The 17,497-nt window shown below is 37.9% G+C and carries 14 protein-coding genes; all 14 read left to right on the top strand.

What is annotated here, in order from left to right:
* Positions 1 to 113: 113 nt before the first annotated feature.
* The 14 genes from NIES592_RS22385 to NIES592_RS22320 all read left to right on the top strand — a co-directional run bounded on the left by NIES592_RS22385 (position 114) and on the right by NIES592_RS22320 (position 17,490).
* On the top strand, positions 114 to 1,718 hold the full coding sequence (locus NIES592_RS22385; RefSeq protein ID WP_073556944.1) for a hypothetical protein: 1,605 nt from the start codon (positions 114 to 116) through the stop codon (positions 1,716 to 1,718).
* Positions 1,719 to 1,829: 111 nt separating this feature from the next.
* Positions 1,830 to 2,999 (top strand): glycosyltransferase, encoded by a 1,170-nt coding sequence (locus tag NIES592_RS22380; protein WP_073556943.1) that lies wholly within the window; start codon positions 1,830 to 1,832, stop codon positions 2,997 to 2,999.
* On the top strand, positions 3,000 to 4,814 hold the full coding sequence (gene asnB, locus NIES592_RS22375; RefSeq protein ID WP_073556942.1) for an asparagine synthase (glutamine-hydrolyzing): 1,815 nt from the start codon (positions 3,000 to 3,002) through the stop codon (positions 4,812 to 4,814). It abuts the gene before it with no gap.
* 78 nt (positions 4,815 to 4,892) lie between these two features.
* Complete coding sequence (locus NIES592_RS22370) at positions 4,893 to 6,086, top strand: glycosyltransferase (RefSeq protein WP_073556941.1); 1,194 nt, start codon at positions 4,893 to 4,895, stop codon at positions 6,084 to 6,086.
* Positions 6,079 to 7,065: a phytanoyl-CoA dioxygenase family protein gene (locus NIES592_RS22365; protein ID WP_073556940.1), complete on the top strand. Its 987-nt coding sequence runs from the start codon at positions 6,079 to 6,081 to the stop codon at positions 7,063 to 7,065. Before NIES592_RS22370 ends, NIES592_RS22365 begins: the two co-directional genes overlap by 8 nt.
* Positions 7,062 to 8,186 (top strand): glycosyltransferase family 4 protein, encoded by a 1,125-nt coding sequence (locus tag NIES592_RS22360; RefSeq protein ID WP_073556939.1) that lies wholly within the window; start codon positions 7,062 to 7,064, stop codon positions 8,184 to 8,186. The genes NIES592_RS22365 and NIES592_RS22360 overlap by 4 nt, the downstream gene beginning before the upstream one ends.
* A gap of 167 nt (positions 8,187 to 8,353) precedes the next feature.
* The gene (locus NIES592_RS22355) at positions 8,354 to 9,526 is read left to right on the top strand and encodes a glycosyltransferase (protein WP_073556938.1); all 1,173 of its coding nucleotides are present in this window, start codon (positions 8,354 to 8,356) and stop codon (positions 9,524 to 9,526) included.
* A 13-nt stretch (positions 9,527 to 9,539) separates the two neighbouring features.
* Entirely contained in the window at positions 9,540 to 10,319 is a 780-nt protein-coding gene (locus NIES592_RS22350) for a glycosyltransferase family 2 protein (RefSeq protein ID WP_073556937.1), read from the top strand.
* 141 nt (positions 10,320 to 10,460) lie between these two features.
* A complete protein-coding gene (locus tag NIES592_RS22345) occupies positions 10,461 to 11,012 on the top strand; it encodes a YdcF family protein (RefSeq protein ID WP_073556936.1) in 552 nt (183 codons plus the stop codon).
* 34 nt (positions 11,013 to 11,046) lie between these two features.
* Complete coding sequence (gene rfbA, locus NIES592_RS22340; RefSeq protein WP_073556935.1) at positions 11,047 to 12,018, top strand: glucose-1-phosphate thymidylyltransferase RfbA; 972 nt, start codon at positions 11,047 to 11,049, stop codon at positions 12,016 to 12,018.
* 199 nt (positions 12,019 to 12,217) lie between these two features.
* Positions 12,218 to 12,763: a dTDP-4-dehydrorhamnose 3,5-epimerase gene (gene rfbC / locus NIES592_RS22335; protein ID WP_073556934.1), complete on the top strand. Its 546-nt coding sequence runs from the start codon at positions 12,218 to 12,220 to the stop codon at positions 12,761 to 12,763.
* Complete coding sequence (gene rfbD, locus NIES592_RS22330; RefSeq protein ID WP_073556933.1) at positions 12,760 to 13,671, top strand: dTDP-4-dehydrorhamnose reductase; 912 nt, start codon at positions 12,760 to 12,762, stop codon at positions 13,669 to 13,671. The genes rfbC and rfbD overlap by 4 nt, the downstream gene beginning before the upstream one ends.
* A gap of 103 nt (positions 13,672 to 13,774) precedes the next feature.
* Entirely contained in the window at positions 13,775 to 15,511 is a 1,737-nt protein-coding gene (locus tag NIES592_RS22325) for a carbamoyltransferase family protein (RefSeq protein ID WP_073556932.1), read from the top strand.
* A gap of 344 nt (positions 15,512 to 15,855) precedes the next feature.
* Positions 15,856 to 17,490 carry a GUN4 domain-containing protein gene (locus NIES592_RS22320; RefSeq protein WP_073556931.1) on the top strand — a complete coding sequence of 545 codons (1,635 nt, stop codon included), beginning with the start codon at positions 15,856 to 15,858 and terminating at the stop codon, positions 17,488 to 17,490.
* Positions 17,491 to 17,497: the final 7 nt, after the last annotated feature.

Below are 17,497 nucleotides of genomic sequence, written 5' to 3'. Positions count from 1 at the left end.
TTTCATGGGTGGTTGGGTGGTCATTGGTTTGTTGAGTATTTCCCATGATCTATTGCGCCTTTGTTAATTCACATTAGACGTCGATGATAAAATAGTAATTAGTAAGAATTTTTATGTCTGACTATCAATCAGTTAAGTTTTTCAATACTAAATTGAGAAATATTTCTTTTGGCATAAAAGAAAGTATTTTTTTTGCTACTATTCTTAATTGGTCAGCTATCAGTTTATTATTTTCTAATTTTTTACTTTCCTTCAAATCTAAAAATATAAGTCACATATGGGGTTTATTTTTTTTAATAACTAGTGGCTTATTTTTAGCTTTATCAACAGTTATTTACAACTCTCTGGAATTTAGATTTTTACTAGCTACATCTATAGTATTTTTGATAACATGTTATGACTGCTATCGAAATCAATTCTATGATAATTTATTAATTCATGTAACTAATTCAGGCTATATCGGGTTAGCATTTTACTTTGTACTCATGAAGTATAATCCTGAGGAGTTTCCAAATATATGGAAGGATGTAATTCCATCTGCTCCTCAGGCATTTGACATACTTATTCTGTGTCTTGTATTTCAAAATGTCGGTTACTATATCGTCTGGAATTTGTTCTTTGCCAACTTAAATATTGATAAATGGTCAGTTTCTTCAAAAAACTTAATAAATTTGAGTTTTATACAAAATTCTTATCATCAAAACATTCTATTCATAGCTTTATGTGTTTTAGGTTCAATTACTCGACTATGGAATTTTAGTCAAGGTAGTATATACTACACCCAAGGCTCAGCCATACCTTCTTCTGTGGGCAGTTTATTGGCTCAGTTTGATCGTCTCTACGTTGTTGCTTGGCTTTATGGATATACATTTTTGCTCCAGACAGGGCTGAAGAAAAATGTGGTTTCTTACTTGACATCAATTCTAATTATTGTTGAATTAATCTATCAATTATTTAGTGGTTCTAAAGGTAGGTTTTTCAGTTTTGTTATTAAACCAGTTGCTACCATTTTTATATTTAAACGTCTGAGGGTTTCTTGGATAGCTGTTATTAGTTTGTTGGCTTTAGGTATTTTTTCTTGGTTGTTACTTTATCCCACTCTTGTGATTTATAGAGATTTATTAAAAACTTCTACGTCTCTTAATTCTCTGGAATTGTTAGCTCAATCATTTCAAATTCTCAAAAATTATTCGTGGGATAAATATATTGAAACTATTTTAATTCCTCTAAATGAATCAGGAATTACAGAACAAGTGATTGCAATGACTTCAATTGTTCACTACCAAGTTTCTCAAGAAAGTAGTTGGTTTTGGCAACGTCTATTTTTGTTCTGGGTGCCACGATTTTTATGGTCTGATAAGCCTGAAAGTCTTGATGTAAATCTTATTGGTCGTCTGACTCATAGAATTGGTTCTGAAGATTTTCAGACTTCTGTGTTAATTACTGCCCCCGGTGAAATTTTTTTGTATTATGGGTTTTGGGGTTGTGCTTTGATGATTATACCGGGTTTATTATTTCGTTGGTTAAACGATGCCATATCTCCTTTTAAGGTTTATACTTTTTTTAGATTAGCTGTGATGGTTGCCTATTTACCTTTGATACAAGATTCTGTAGGCGGTACATTTGAAGCTGGTTTAACAGGAATAGTAATGCAGATTGGAGTTCTTTACCTAATACTATTACTTGTCAAAATCACGTTGCAAAAAAATTGGGTATAAACCTGTAAAACTAATAATCTCAAACGCGATATATAATTACTGCTTTAGCAAGCTGCTTTGTTTTTATTAAAATTACAGTCAAGATAAGTTTCAAATTAAATTAAATAATTTATGTTTTTAAAAAAATACAAATCTTTAGAGTACAAGCATTTACATCTATGGGTTCCTAATTTATTTGAGTGTAAGGGTGGTATTCAAGTTTATCTACAAAATTTTCTACAAGTAGTAACAGATGAATTCCCTAGTATAGATATTGTCGTTTTCGATAAACTTGATAGGGCTAAACCCAAAGACATTTACACATCAGACAATTTATTATTTTTCTTTAGTGGTTCAGTTCCGGGCTTGTGGCAAACGCTACACTTTGCTGTGAATATAATTATTGCCTCTTTGATAAATCGTCCCACATTAATCTTATGTGGTCATATGAATTTTGCTCCTGTAGCTTTTTGGATTCACCGCTTTCTAGGCATTCCCTACTGGATACTTGTATATGGTATAGATGCCTGGGAAATTAAAGATCCACTCAAAAAGAAAGCCTTGCATGCAGCACAGAAAATTGCTTCGATTAGTGAGTATACGCGCGATCGCCTCATTCATGAGCAAAATCTAGATCCAGAAAAATTCTTGATTTTACCTGTAACCTTCGATCCCAACTGCTTTCAAATTGCCCCTAAGCCTAAATACTTACTCGAAAGGTACGGATTAAAACCTGAGCAGTCTGTTATTTTAACTGTTGCTCGATTATCGGCTACAGAGCAATATAAAGGATATGACACAATTATTGCAGCACTTCCAGAAATTAAAAAAGTTATACACAATGTTCATTATGTGCTGGTAGGTAAAGGCGATGATCTTCCGCGCATTGAAGAGTTAATCACTAAGTTAGAACTGCAAAACTGTGTGACTCTGACTGGTTTTGTTCCTGACGAAGAATTATGTGACCATTACAATCTTTGTGATGTCTTCGCTATGCCTAGTAAACAAGAAGGGTTTGGTATTGTTTATTTGGAAGCACTTGCTTGTGGTAAGCCAACTTTAGCAGGTAATCAAGATGGTGCTACTGATGCTCTATGTCGGGGAGAACTAGGAGTATTAATAGATCCAGAGGATACACAAGCGATCGCTCAAGCTCTGATTCAAATCTTACAACGCACTTATCCCAACCCTCTACTCTATCAACCAGAGATTTTACGACAAAAAGTGATTGAGCGATTTGGCTTTCAATCCTTTCAAAAAACCCTTGGTAATTACCTAGAAAAATACTTAGGTTTAATCTAAATGTGCGGCATAGCAGGTATCATTACAACACATTACCACCAACAGCATCTGGAAGAATTAATCCAGCAGATGCAAAAGTCTCTACACCATCGTGGTCCTGATGATCAGGGAATTTACATAGCTAGTGAACATCAAGCAGCACTTGCCCATACCCGTCTGTCGATCTTGGATTTGACTCCAGCAGGACATCAACCCATGTCCACACCTGATGGACGTTATTGGATTGTTTTCAACGGAGAAATATATAATTTTCTGGAATTGCGATCGCAACTCGCATCTCAAGGAGAACAATTTTGTTCGCGCACTGATACCGAAGTCATCCTCAAGCTGTATCAGCGCATGGGTGCAGAGTGTGTTCAACAGTTGCGGGGGATGTTTGCTTTTGCTATTTGGGATAATCAAGAAAAAACCTGCTTTATTGCCCGCGATCCTTTAGGAATTAAACCACTGTATTATTGGCAATCTGGTAATACTTTAGTATTTGCTTCAGAAATTCGAGCAATATTAGCTTCCGGATTACCCAATATTTGCTTAAATCCCAAAGGCTTATATGGCTATTTTATTAGCGGCACAGTACCAGAACCATACACTTTAATTGACGGAATTCATTGTTTAGAAGCTGGTCGTTGGTTGCATTGGCAAACTGGTAGACTTACCCAAAAACAATATTGGCAAATTGACTTTACTCCCGATCATACAATTTCTCTGCCAGAAGCCACAGAAAAAGTGCGTGATGCTCTGATTGATTCTATTAAACATCACTTTATTAGTGATGTGCCAGTAGGAATATTTCTCAGTGGTGGAATTGACTCAACCTCTGTTGTTGCTTTAGCGCGTCAAACTCAAAAAGGTAAATTACGCACCTACTCTATTGCCTTTGAAGAAAATGAGTGGAATGAGGGAGATATTGCCCGACAAATAGCTCGAACATTTGAGACAGAACATACAGAATATCAAATTATATCCACTATAGGGAGAGAATTATTTCCTCAATTTTTACAAAGAATTGATCAACCCAGCATAGACGGTTTCAATACTTTTTGTGTATCCCAAATTGCTCACCAAGACGGGACTAAAGTAGTATTGTCAGGATTAGGGGGAGATGAGCTATTTGGTGGCTATAAAACCTTTCAAAAAGTGCCGCAGATGGTGCGTTGGGGACAACAACTAAAGACTATTAAACCGATCAGCACCACTTTCGCAAAAGGATTAGCGACTTGGGGTAAATCACCACAGCTAAAGCGACTAGGAGATTTTTTACAACAAAGCCCAACAGCAGCAACAGCTTATTGCAGTTTTAGAGGTATTTTCTCTCATCAAGAAGCTTGGGCAATTACCCAATATTACCTCAAAGATTTTGGGCTTACATCCATTGAAGATGAAGTTTTTGTTCCCAAAATTAGCCAAAACAGTAATTTTTATTCTTTAGAAGATCAAGTCAGTCTACTAGAGCTAAGTTGCTATATGCGGAATCAATTATTACGCGATAGCGATGTGATGAGCATGGCTTGGGGACTAGAATTACGAGTACCATTAGTTGATCGAATTTTATTAGAAACAATATCTTCAATTCCTAGTAATTTACGCTTGCAACATGGGAAAAAATTATTAGTTCAAGCAATTCCGGAAATACCCAATTGGGTTGTGAATCGTCCCAAACGAGGTTTCTTTTTTCCTTTTCAACAGTGGATAGAAAGTGATTGGCATGATTATTTTCCATCACCAAAACTAGATAAAAAAATTGATATTAGACTATGGTATCGTCGTTGGAGCTTGGCAATTTTCCAGTTTTGGCTAAAGCAAATTTATGCATAAAATCTGCAAATTTTTAGGATGAAAATATCTCAAAAAAGAGGTTTTTCAAGGGGTTTGATTTATAGGTGCTAGTCCAGTATGAAGATTCTTCATGTCATTCCTTCAGTGGGTTCTGTGCGAGGTGGACCTAGCCAAGCAGTAATTGAAACTGTTAAAGCGCTGCAAAATTTGGGTGTTGAGGCTGAAATTGTTACAACTAATGATAACGGCAACGATTTATTAGATGTACCTCTACGCCAGTGTATAGAGTACAAGCAAGTACCAGTTCGATTTTTTCCGCGCTTTTCGCCTGGACTGCACTCAATACGAGAATTTGCTTTTTCTGGGCAGTTAACAGCATGGTTATGGCAAAATGCTTCTAACTATGACTTGCTACATGTCCACGCAATTTTTTCCTATGCTTCTACAACAGCAATGGCGATCGCTCGTTTAAAAGGTGTTCCATACATTGTCCGTCCCCTCGGACAACTTTGTGAATGGTCACTCCAGCAAAGCGCTCGTAAAAAAAAGATTTATCTCGATTTAATCGAACGCAGTAACCTCAACCACAGTCAAGCCCTTCACCTCACCTCTGAACAAGAACAACAAGAAGTTTCCCGTTTAGGTTTAGGATTGCACAGCTTTGTCTTACCCCATGGACTCTCTGTTCCTTTAGCGATCTCTAATGCTCATTCTCGCCTGCGAGAACATCTCAAAGTTCCCGCAGATGAACCTGTGATTTTATTCATGTCCCGTTTACACCCTAAAAAAGGCTTAGATTATCTAATTCCCGCTTTGGCTAAACTCACTCATCATCGTTTTACTTTCGCGATCGCAGGTAGTGGTTCAAAAGAGTATGAAGCAGAAATAAAATCTCTTGTTACCTCTAGTGGGATTGGCGATCGCGTCTATTTTGCTGGATTTCTAGAAGGAGAAACCAAAAATCTATTTATACAAGGTTCGGATCTGTTTGCACTCACTTCTCACTCAGAAAACTTTGCTGTGGTAGTTTTAGAAGCTTTAGCCGCTGGTGTTCCTGTTGTTGTGACTCCTGGGGTTGCTTTGGCTAGTGTAGTTCAACAACACCAACTTGGTTATGTTACCCAACTAGATGTATCTGCGATCGCATCTACTGTGGAACAATATCTTAACAATCCTCAACAAGCTAAAAATATGGGTAAGTCTGCACAAAAACTTATTTACGACCATTACACCTGGGATAAAATCGCAGCCAGAATGATTCATGTCTACCAAGCTATCCTTTCAAATCATCAAGGATTAAGCTATGTTTAACTTGGATTTTATCAATGTTAGTAGCAATCAAATAGTTAATGACCTCAAAACCAAAGGATATTTTGTTTTTGAACAAGCATTGACTGAACAGTACGTTGATGAAATGCTGCAAGAAGTTGATTTCAATCAAATTCTAGTTAACACCAATGATGTTGGGGTAGTGATTGCTCAAACTTACAAATTTCTCACTCACTGTTTAGCTAACTCCAAAAAAACATACGATCTCATTACCTCCAGGACAGTTCTGGATATTTGTCAAGGATATTTTGATGATATTTATAAATTAACTAATCATCGAATTTATCAAACTAGTAAAACTTCCCATATGCCCTGGCATACTGACAATAATCTCCAAGTAGGTAAGCAACTTGTGGATAAGCATAATATGCCGGGTCTATTATTTCTATTTTATTTATCCGATGTTACCCAAAATGCTTTTCAATTTGTAAAAAATTCCCATCAGTGGTCAACTCAATACAATCATGAAATTTATCTCAGCGATAATTTTATCGAGAGCAACTATAAAAATGACATACTGACCTTTTCCATGAAAAAAGGCACTTTTATAGTTTGTGATATTCATGGAGTACATAGAGCAGAGCCTTTTAATGACCATAACTACACTAGAACTTCCCTGCTTTTCCAAGTTGATCAGGTTGGTAGTCAATATTTAGGACATGGTGAGAAAAATATAGTTAATACAGAGTACCTTGATAATTTGACTCCAGAAATAATGGATTACTTAGGATTTGGTTTTAGAAGAGATTATCCAGCTTTTCCCTGTTCTTCAATTTCCACAATGACACCTAAAGATATCTTGGCGCTACAGCATAAGTTGTTAGTTGAATCATTAGAAGCTCTCAATAAAAGTGTTATAAAATCTATCTTGCCTGCTGAAGCAATAATTAATGCTAAGCGACTTTTATGGTATATCAAATCAAAATTTTCAAAAATAATAAATATTGATAGCAATAAATGAAAGTTTTGTTAGTAGGTAATTACAAACTAGATGCTATTGAAAGCATGGATCGATTTGCTTCCATGCTAGAAACTTATTTAAGCAAATGTAATATTCAGGTGCGTGTCATTCGTCCCCGATTATACTTTGGCAAGATAATCTTATATTCAAACTTGTTAAAAAAATGGCTTGGTTATATTGATAAATTGATTTTATTTCCGTTCCAGTTACAGAAAGCAGCATCTTGGGCAGATGTAGTTCATATATGCGATCATGGCAATGCCATTTACACAAAATATTTGCAGAAAATACCTCATTTAGTGACTTGCCATGATTTGTTTGCAATTCGTGCTGGCTTGGGAGAATTTCCTGAACACAAAACTGGATGGACTGGTAAAAAATTACAACAGATGATGCTCAAAGGACTTAATCAAGCCCAAATGGTTATTTGTGTTTCAGAACAGACTAAAAATGATTTATTACGCCTAAGTTCTCTTTCTGAAAATAAAATATCTGTGATTCCAATGGGCTTAAACTATCCCTATGCACCAATGCAAACCACAGAAATTAAAGAACGTTTAGCTAGTTTGGGAATTCCTGCCAACAGTAATTTCATTTTACATGTAGGAGCAAATCATTGGTATAAAAATAGAATTGGTGTTTTATCGATTTTTTATGAACTGATACTGAGACTACAACAAGCAAACTTTTATCTTGTCATGGTAGGTAAGCCATTTACTGATGAAATGCATCAGTTGATCAAAAAATATAATATGACAGAAAAAGTTATAGAGCTTGTCGCAGTTGATAATGAACATTTACAAGCTCTTTATTCATCTGCAACAGCCTTACTATTTCCTTCGCTCCACGAGGGCTTTGGTTGGCCTATTATCGAAGCACAAGCATGTGGTTGCGCTGTGTTTACATCAAACCGTCCTCCAATGAATATAGTGGGAGGAGAAGCAGCTATATATATAGACCCTAAAAACCCTCAAGCAGCAGCAGAAAAAATAATTTATTATCTTCCCAATTTAGAAAATTTTAAGACAAAAAGTCTTATAAATTCTCAGATATTTAGAACTGAAAAAATGATTTTAGAATATATTGATATATATCAAAAAATATTAATTAACAAACAATAATGTTTTTATTAAAAAAATAACTCTGAAAAAAATAAAGTCAAAATTGTCTAAATTCATTTTACTTCCATTAAATAAATTAATTACAGCTAAATATCGAGAGAAATTTTATCCAAAAATGATATAAAGCTCTATTATGAAACACTGAAATATTTCGGATATAAATTAATATGAGAGTTCTCCACGTCATTCCATCTATTATAAAGGTGCGTGGTGGTACTAGCCAAGTTGTTATTGATATGGTCAAGGCATTACGAAAAAATAATGTTGATGCAGAAATTGCCACAACTAATGACAATGGTGATAGTTTATTGGACGTTCCTTTAAATCGGCGCGTAGAGTATGAACAAGTTCCAGTTTGGTTTTTTTCTCGTTATTCATCAAATTTAAAAGATATCAGAGAGTATTCTTTTTCTTGGCAGTTAACAGTCTGGCTTTGGAAAAATATTTCTCAATATGACCTTTTACATGTCCATACCATCTTTTGTTATGCATCCACAATTGCAATGGCGATCGCCCGCCAAAAAAACATTCCCTATATTGTTATCCCCCATGGTTTACTATGCGAGTGGTCTTTACAACAAAAAACTCAAAGAAAACAAATTTATTTGAAACTAATAGAACAAGCAAACCTAGAAAATAGCCACGCAATCCACTTTACCTCTCTAAAGGAACAGCAGGAATTTGAGAAGTTAGGACTTAATGTACCTAGTTTTGTCTTACCACTTGGTACTTCACTACCCAAGTTGATTTCTCATGCTCATTCTCACCTGCGTGAATACCTGAAAGTTCCTGTTAATGAACCTGTGATTTTATTTATGTCCCGTCTACACCCTAAAAAAGGGTTAGATTATTTAATTCCAGCCTTGGCTAAACTTATTCACCATCGTTTCACTTTTGTAATTGCAGGTAGTGGTTCAAAAGAGTATGAAGCAGAAATAAAATCTCTTATCATCACCAGTGGAATTCGCGATCGCACCTATTTTGCTGGATTTCTAGAAGGAGAAATTAAAAACCTGTTTATGCAGGGTTCGGATTTATTTGTCTTGACATCCCACTCAGAAAACTTTGCTGTAGTGATTTTGGAAGCATTAGCCGTGGGTATTCCTGTTGTTGTGACTCCTGGTGTTGCTCTAGCTGATATTGTTGAACAACACCAACTTGGTTACGTGACACCACTTGATGTAGATGCGATCGCATCCACCTTGGAAAAATATCTTTGCAATCCTCAACAAGCCCAAGATATGGGTAATAGTGGTCGTCAACTTGTATCTGATCAATATACCTGGAAACAAATCACTTTGAAAATGCAACAGGTTTACGCTGATCTAGCCAAAAATTAAGGTCATTTTGCTCATGAGTTTTCCATCAATAGCGGAAAAAATTACACCCCTCATCCTAACTTTTAACGAAGCTCCAAACATTGATCGCACTCTCAAAAAATTAAATTGGGCAAAGCAAATTGTCGTGATTGACAGTTACAGCACAGATGAAACACTAGAGATATTACACTCATATCCCCAAATCCAAGTTTTCCAAAAACAATTTGATTCTTTTGCCAATCAGTGTAACTATGGGCTAGAAAAAATTACATCTGAATGGGTGCTTTCATTAGATGCTGATTATGTTCTGACTGATGAGTTAGTTAATGAAATCAAAGCGCTGACAGCAGAAACTGAAATAGATGTCTATAGTGTCAGATTTAAATACTGTGTTTTTGGTAAACCCTTACGCGGTACTTTACTCCCACCTCGGAAAGTACTCTACAGACGAGAAAAAGCGATTTACAAAGATGATGGACATGCCCATCGAGTCTGGGTAGAAGGCAAATCAGCAATGCTTTCTGCCTATATCTATCATGATGATCGCAAACCTCTCAACCGTTGGCTGTGGGCGCAGGATCGCTACATGGTAATTGAGGCAAAAAAATTACTAGAAACTCCAATCAGTGAGTTGAGTTTGAGCGATCGCATCCGTAAACAAAAAGTTTTAGCCCCCTTCATCATTTTAGTCTACTGCCTGATTGTAAAAGGTTGCGTCTTAGACGGTTGGCATGGCTGGTATTACACTTTTCAACGGCTACTTGCCGAAGTTCTATTATCAATTCACCTGATTGAAAATGAAAAACTACGCTAATTCTTGTAATTCTATTAATTAAAGTTTTAAACTTAACTATCTATAATTTTCAATATTATTCGAGCAACTGCTTTGTAAAGCATTAGTAAATTCTTGAGTTAGTAGGTGAAAAATTTTTATTATCTCATCTCCAAATATTGGATGTTAGCTCTCACAGGATTTCTCCTGGCTTTGCTACTAATCATTCCTGTACGTTTAGCAATAGCCAAAACTCAAGCACCTCTACCGCAAGCATTTTTAACTTTAGGCGGTGAACCAGAGCGGGAAATATTAACTGCTGAACTAGCTCGCTGGTATCCATCTCTAGAAATTTGGGTATCTTCTGGTTTAAGCCCAAAAGAAACACGCGTGATTTTTCAAACAGCAGGTATTTCTCTAACACGGCTACATATTGATCGGGGTGCTGTCGATACCGTTACTAATTTTACTTCTCTAGTGAGTGACTTCAAACAAAATCATATTAAACATCTATACCTGATTACTTCGGATTTTCACATGCCACGAGCTCAGGCGATCGCCACCATTATTCTAGGTAGCCAAGGCATAGCCTTCACTCCTGTGTCTGTCCCATCCAGAAGCTCACCCGAAAGCCAGCTTCACATCCTGCGTGATTGTGTTCGTGGCGTGATTTGGGTATTTACTGGTTACACCGGAGCAGAACTCAAAAACACTCGTATCGATACTCAATTATGAAATTTCTTGTAAATTACTAGAAAAGGAGTTCAAAATGAAGGGTATTATTCTGGCTGGTGGCTCTGGTACACGTCTTTACCCCATAACTCAGGTAATCAGTAAACAACTAATGCCTGTTTACGACAAGCCGATGATCTACTATCCCTTGTCTGTATTAATGCTGGCAGGCATTCGTGAGATATTAATTATTTCTACCCCGAATGATTTGCCATTGTTTCAGCGACTCTTAAAGGATGGTAGTCAGTGGGGTTTGAAATTTAGTTATATTGAACAGCCTCAGCCAGAGGGTTTAGCACAAGCCTTTATTTTAGGCAAAGATTTTATTGCTCACGAGCCAGTGTGCTTGATTTTGGGTGACAATATTTTTTATGGACACGGTTTAACAGAAGTGCTGGCTCGTGCTGCAACTCTCAAAGAAGGCGGATTAGTATTCGGTTATCAAGTGAAAGAGCCTCAACAGTATGGAGTCATAGAATTTGATGCACACGGACAAGCAATTAGTATAGAAGAAAAACCTCTAATTCCCAAATCTAATTATGCTGTGCCTGGAATCTACTTTTATGATTCCCAAGTCGTAGAAATTGCTTCTAGTCTTAAGCCTTCTGCTCGTAATGAACTAGAAATAACTGAGGTGAATCAAGTTTATTTAAACCGAGGTCAATTGCGAGTAGAACTTTTGGGTCGAGGATATGCTTGGTTAGATACTGGTACTCATGAATCATTACATCAGGCAAGTAACTTTATTCAAACTTTAGAAGAACGACAGGGGCTGAAAATAGCTTGTATTGAAGAAATTGCCTACAACCAAGGGTATATAGATTTATCTCAGCTTAGTCGCTTAGCCGAATCTATGGCTAAGAGTAGCTATGGTCGTTACTTGCTCACAATTTTAGAGAATGAGCAAAAATCTGAAAGCATCGCCAACAATAATGGCAAAGAAATATTCAATGCTGATACCAAATTGTCTTTAAAAACCTCACCCCGCCTTTGGCACCCCTCTCCTTAGTAAGGAGAGGGGCAGGGGGTGAGGTAATATCTATGAATGCAACTCGGTATGACAAATCACTTTTAGAGTTGAATACACTAGCTCCACAAACAAAGCTACAAGCCCACTCAGACTATATCTAAATCCGTATAGTAGTTGTTTTTATGGTATGGGATGCATCCCGATGGCCAAAAATTTTGTAGTTAACTAGGCTATTTTTATGAAAATCATCCAGACAGAAATTCCTGATGTGCTTTTGATTGAGCCACAGGTTTTTGGTGACGAGCGTGGTTTCTTTTATGAGAGTTATAACGAAAAGATTTTACTAGAAAAGGCAGGTATTGCTGAGCATTTCGTACAAGACAATCATTCTCGTTCTGCCAAAAACGTCTTGCGTGGCTTGCACTATCAAATTCAGCAACCGCAGGGAAAGCTTGTGAGAGTAGTAGCAGGTTCAGTATTTGATGTGGCTGTGGATTTGCGGAAAAGCTCCAACACCTTTGGCCAATGGATTGGTACTTACCTGACAGCAGAAAATAAACGGCAGCTTTGGATACCACCTGGTTTTGCTCACGGTTTTGTGGTGCTGTCTGAATATGCTGATTTTTTATACAAGACTACAGACTACTATGCACCGCAGCATGAGCGCACTATCCTGTGGAATGATCCTGATTTGGCGATCGCCTGGCCACTTCAAGAGGAAGCAATTCTTTCTGCTAAAGATAAAGCAGGTAAATTATTGCAAGAGTCAGAGGTGTTTGTATGAAAATCCTACTGACGGGTGTAACTGGACAGGTTGGTTGGGAACTACAGCGAACCCTGATGACTTTGGGTGAAGTTATTGCTGTCGGACGCAACCCCAATAACACAAATTGGTACATGGATCTAGCTCAGCCAGACTCTATTCGCCACATCATTAGAGAGGTAAGACCCGATTTGATTGTCAATCCTGCTGCTTATACAGCGGTAGATAAGGCAGAATCAGAACCAGATTTGGCAATGGCGATTAACGGTATTGCCCCTGGTGTCATGGCAGAGGAGGCAAAACGATTAGATGCAGCCATCATTCACTATTCCACAGATTATGTATTTGATGGCACTTATGCAATGCCATATACTGAGTCAGATAAACCCGACCCGCAAAATATCTATGGGAAAACAAAACTAGCAGGTGAGCAGGCGATCGCTGCGGTCGACGTACCGCATTTAGTTTTACGTACTAGTTGGGTTTACGGAGGGCGAGGTAAAAACTTTTTACTGACAATGCTGAAGCTAGCTCGGGAGCGAGAAGAAATCAGGGTTGTTGATGACCAAATTGGCGCACCTACTTGGAGCCGAATGATTGCTGAAGTTACCGCACAAATACTGGCTCAGGCTTCAGGGAATGTGTCTAGTTTTCTAGCTAGCAAGAGTGGGATATATCATTTAAGTGCAAGTGGACAAACTAGCTGGTACGGCTTTGCTGAGTCAATTTTTGCACACGATCCTAAACGCTCCCAGCAGAAGCTGAAAAAATTGACAGCGATCGCTTCATCGGAGTATCCGACAGCTGCAACCAGACCAGCTTATTCCCTGTTAAATAGTCAGAAATTGTCTCATACATTTGGAATCACTTTGCCGCACTGGCAAAAGACCTTGGAGTTAGTACTTGCATCACATTGTTCAATTCCTTAAGATTTGGCATTCATACAAGCGATCGCCACTAACTATCCTGCGTGATTGTATTCGTGCTTTATTCAAGCTTTTCTCACAAACCGATAAAAAGAGTCGAACTTAAATGAACATTCTCGGAATTAACGCCTATCACGGTGATGCTTCAGCTTGCCTAGTCCAAAACGGTCAACTCGTTGCTGTAGTGGAAGAAGAACGCTTCACCCGCATTAAACACTGGGCTGGGTTCCCTGCTCAATCTATTCGTTATTGTCTGCAAGTGGGTGGTATCAGCGCCGCAGATTTGGATCATGTCGCTGTCTCTTTCAACCCTAAAGCCAACCTCAACCGCAAACTACTTTTTACTCTACAACAACGTCCTTCTCTTTCATCATTGTTAGATAGATTCAGCAAACAAAGTAAATCTGCCAGCCTCAAGGAACAGTTAGCAGAGGCTTGCTACTGTCAATCAGAAGATATTAGCGCTCCTATCCACACACTAGAGCATCACACAACCCACCTAGCCAGTACTTTCTTTGTTTCTCCCTTTGAAAAAGCTGCTATTTTATCTATTGATGGCATGGGTGACTTTGTGAGTACTCTCTCAGGGGCAGGTGAAGGCAACCACCTGGAGTATTTCTCCCGTACTTATTATCCTCATTCCATTGGTTATCTTTATAATGCCATCACTCTCTACTTAGGTTTTCCTGCCTATGGCGATGAATATAAAGTTATGGGTTTAGCACCTTACGGGGAACCAGAATATCTAGAAGCCTTCCGGCGAATCATTTACCCTAAGGGCGATAGTTTTGAGTTGAACCTAGATTATTTCACTCACCATGAGCAGGGTATCGCCATGAAGTGGGACAATGGCGCACCCAGCATTGCACCATTCCATAGCCCAGAACTAGAAAAATTATTCGGTCCGGCGCGACAACCTAAATTAGAAGTTACCCCCAAGCATCAAAACATTGCTGCATCCCTGCAAGCAGTAACCGAGGAAATCATATTTCATTTAATTAACCGCTTGAGCGATCGCTACAAAAGCGAAAATCTCTGTTTAGCGGGTGGTGTAGCAATGAATTCTGTTGCCAATGGCAAGATTACTCAAAATACTCCATTTCAAAACGTATATATTCCGGTGGGCGCTGCTGACAATGGTACATGTATTGGAGCAGCCTTCTTTGTTTGGAATCAAATGCTCAAACAACCCCGGAACTTTGTTTTAAATCATGCCTATTGGGGTTCGGAATTTACTGATGAAGAATGCTTGCTAGCATTACAGTCTCATGACTTGCAACCCAAACATCTAGAAAGAGAAGCACTAATACACCAAGTTGTTGACTTTTTGTGTGAAGGTAAAGTAGTCGGTTGGTTCCAAGGCAGAATGGAATTTGCTGCTAGGGCTTTGGGTAATCGTTCTTTACTTGCTGATCCACGTCGCGTCGATATGCGTGATATCATCAACCTCAAAATCAAATTCCGAGAAAAGTTCCGTCCCTTTGCTCCCAGTATTCTTGAAGAAAAAGTTGGTGAATATTTTGAACTTGATGAACCTGCACCGTTCATGGAAAAAGTCTTTAAAATTCGCCCAGAAAAAAGAGAGTTAATTCCTGCTGTTACTCATGTTGATGCTACAGGACGTTTACAAACTGTCAGTCGTCAAACAAATCCTCTCTATTGGGACTTAATTAATACTTTTGCTCAACGCACAGGTATTCCCATTGTTCTCAATACTTCTCTCAACGAAAATGAACCCATTGTTCGGACTCCCACGGAAGCAATTCAATGTTTTTTAAGAACTAACATGGATGCTTTGGTCTTGGGTTCTTATTATGTAGAACGCAGTGATATTAAATCATAAATTGAGTGGCATCATAACTTGTACTTGATCGCATCTATTAGGACTCATATTTGATTTTTGAAAAAAATCAGTACACCTCTAACTTCCTTGTTGTCTGTTGTAAGAGTGCCTGTTGCCTTCTTGCACAAGTATATTCAGTAATCAAATGGGATTCCTATAACTTTTTTGCATATGTCCTGAAGAACTCTGATACCTAACGTAATTAGTGTAGAGACTTTCTATACAAAGTCTCTTTTATACCTATGCTCCTGTTTGGTTATTATTGGCGGTTAAGCTACTTTCCCGTCTATTAACAACACAAAAAGGAGCAATTACACTAAAGTTCAAGTGGTACACAACTAAAAATGACAAAAAACTGGGCATTGGTAATCGGTATTAACCACTACGAGTTCCTAGAACCGCTCAAGTATGCAAAGCAAGATGCACAGTTAATGCAGAATTTTCTCTGCAATGAAATTGGTTTTGAGCAGGTTTTCTTGTTCTGCGATCGCTCACCCAAAGAGTTGGAGGCTTCAACTCACCCTTACCGAAATAATTTGTTGCAATTTTTACAGGATTTTCTTGAGCAACCCTGCTTGGAACCAGGAGATAACTTTTGGTTTTTCTTTAGTGGTCATGGCATAGAACACTCTAATCAAGACTACATCATGCTCTGTGACGGTAATCCACAAGATGTAGAAAATACTGCTTTGCCAGTTAATTACATGATTGAAAAGTTACGTAGTTGTGGAGCTGGTAATATTATTTTCATCTTTGATGCTTGTCGTGATCAAAACAAAACATTTGGGGAAAAATTTGGGCGACAGACTCAACAATTAGCGCATCAAAATGGATTTATTAGCATTTTTGCCTGTAGTTGCGATGAATACTCCTATGAAATTGATGCACTACAACAAGGAGTGTTTACCTATGCATTACTGGAAGGTTTAGGAAATCAGGGACAATGTGCCACACTAGAACGCTTGAACCAATATCTCAGGTTTCGAGTGCCACAACTGGTTCATCAATATAAACATCCTCGACAGACACCCCACATAGTTGTTGAACCAAAAGCAAAGTCACACCTGATTCTTCTACCAAAACATGCCACCTTAGACGATATTTCTCAGCTCAAAATCAGCGCTTTTCAGGCTGAAGCCGACAAAAATCTGGAACTAGCAGAGCAACTATGGATGCAGGCAAATATTATGGCTTCTACTCCAGATATAGATGCGATCGCAGCAATGCAAAGAGTTGCTCGGTTGCAGGCTGAATTTTTATATTCTCAGACCAATATTGTACTCCCAACCTCTTCTCCAGAAGAAAACATCAGGTTAAATTTACCACTTCCAACATTAGAAGTAACAAACACTAATAATTATCAAAAGCAAGTAAATAAAACAATAGAAAAACTTCTCAAACGCAACAATATTTCAGTCTTCAATCCAGACTTGAAAAACAATAAAAGTAATAATATACATAATATTAAAGAGCAGGATACTAATCTCTACTCTGCACTAGAAATAAACTATCAGCCATTAGAGGATCTCCTAGCAGCTGGCAAATGGAAACAAGCAGATCGAGAAACCCTGACTTTGCTACTAAAGGCAGCAGGTAGAGAAAAAGAAGGCTGGCTAAATATCCAATCTATCAATCAACTTCCCTGCATTGATCTTTGTACCATAGACCAGTTGTGGCTAAAGTACAGCAATGAACGCTTTGGCTTAAGTGTGCAAAAGGGTATTTGGGAAAGTGTCGGCGCTCAAGGTGATAATGATTATGAAATTTGGTGTAAATTTTGTGACCATGTTGGCTGGCGCGTCAATAACAACTGGTTATTTTATTCTGACCTAACTTTCACCTCAGATGCTCCTAAAGGTCACTTCCCCGCAGCAGGCGTAATTCACCTTCTAACACAGTGGAGAGGCTGGGCGATCGGTTCATTCAGTTGTGTTGTTGGATTCTCCGCTCTGGCATCTAAAATGGAGACATGTGACTGATAATTAA

The organism is Fischerella major NIES-592, from assembly GCF_001904645.1.
GTDB lineage: Bacteria > Cyanobacteriota > Cyanobacteriia > Cyanobacteriales > Nostocaceae > Fischerella > Fischerella thermalis.
Note: the sequence above shows the minus strand (reverse complement) of the source record. Positions and strands in the feature narration are given on the sequence as shown.

What these genes read in the sequence shown, in the direction of transcription:
- NIES592_RS22385 (WP_073556944.1), top strand. Translation starts at nt 114, where the DNA reads ATGTCTGACTATCAATCAGTTAAGTTTTTCAATACTAAATTGAGAAAT.
- NIES592_RS22380 (WP_073556943.1), top strand. Translation starts at nt 1,830, where the DNA reads ATGTTTTTAAAAAAATACAAATCTTTAGAGTACAAGCATTTACATCTA.
- asnB (WP_073556942.1), top strand. Translation starts at nt 3,000, where the DNA reads ATGTGCGGCATAGCAGGTATCATTACAACACATTACCACCAACAGCAT.
- NIES592_RS22370 (WP_073556941.1), top strand. Translation starts at nt 4,893, where the DNA reads ATGAAGATTCTTCATGTCATTCCTTCAGTGGGTTCTGTGCGAGGTGGA.
- NIES592_RS22365 (WP_073556940.1), top strand. Translation starts at nt 6,079, where the DNA reads ATGTTTAACTTGGATTTTATCAATGTTAGTAGCAATCAAATAGTTAAT.
- NIES592_RS22360 (WP_073556939.1), top strand. Translation starts at nt 7,062, where the DNA reads ATGAAAGTTTTGTTAGTAGGTAATTACAAACTAGATGCTATTGAAAGC.
- NIES592_RS22355 (WP_073556938.1), top strand. Translation starts at nt 8,354, where the DNA reads ATGAGAGTTCTCCACGTCATTCCATCTATTATAAAGGTGCGTGGTGGT.
- NIES592_RS22350 (WP_073556937.1), top strand. Translation starts at nt 9,540, where the DNA reads ATGAGTTTTCCATCAATAGCGGAAAAAATTACACCCCTCATCCTAACT.
- NIES592_RS22345 (WP_073556936.1), top strand. Translation starts at nt 10,461, where the DNA reads ATGTTAGCTCTCACAGGATTTCTCCTGGCTTTGCTACTAATCATTCCT.
- rfbA (WP_073556935.1), top strand. Translation starts at nt 11,047, where the DNA reads ATGAAGGGTATTATTCTGGCTGGTGGCTCTGGTACACGTCTTTACCCC.
- rfbC (WP_073556934.1), top strand. Translation starts at nt 12,218, where the DNA reads ATGAAAATCATCCAGACAGAAATTCCTGATGTGCTTTTGATTGAGCCA.
- rfbD (WP_073556933.1), top strand. Translation starts at nt 12,760, where the DNA reads ATGAAAATCCTACTGACGGGTGTAACTGGACAGGTTGGTTGGGAACTA.
- NIES592_RS22325 (WP_073556932.1), top strand. Translation starts at nt 13,775, where the DNA reads ATGAACATTCTCGGAATTAACGCCTATCACGGTGATGCTTCAGCTTGC.
- NIES592_RS22320 (WP_073556931.1), top strand. Translation starts at nt 15,856, where the DNA reads ATGACAAAAAACTGGGCATTGGTAATCGGTATTAACCACTACGAGTTC.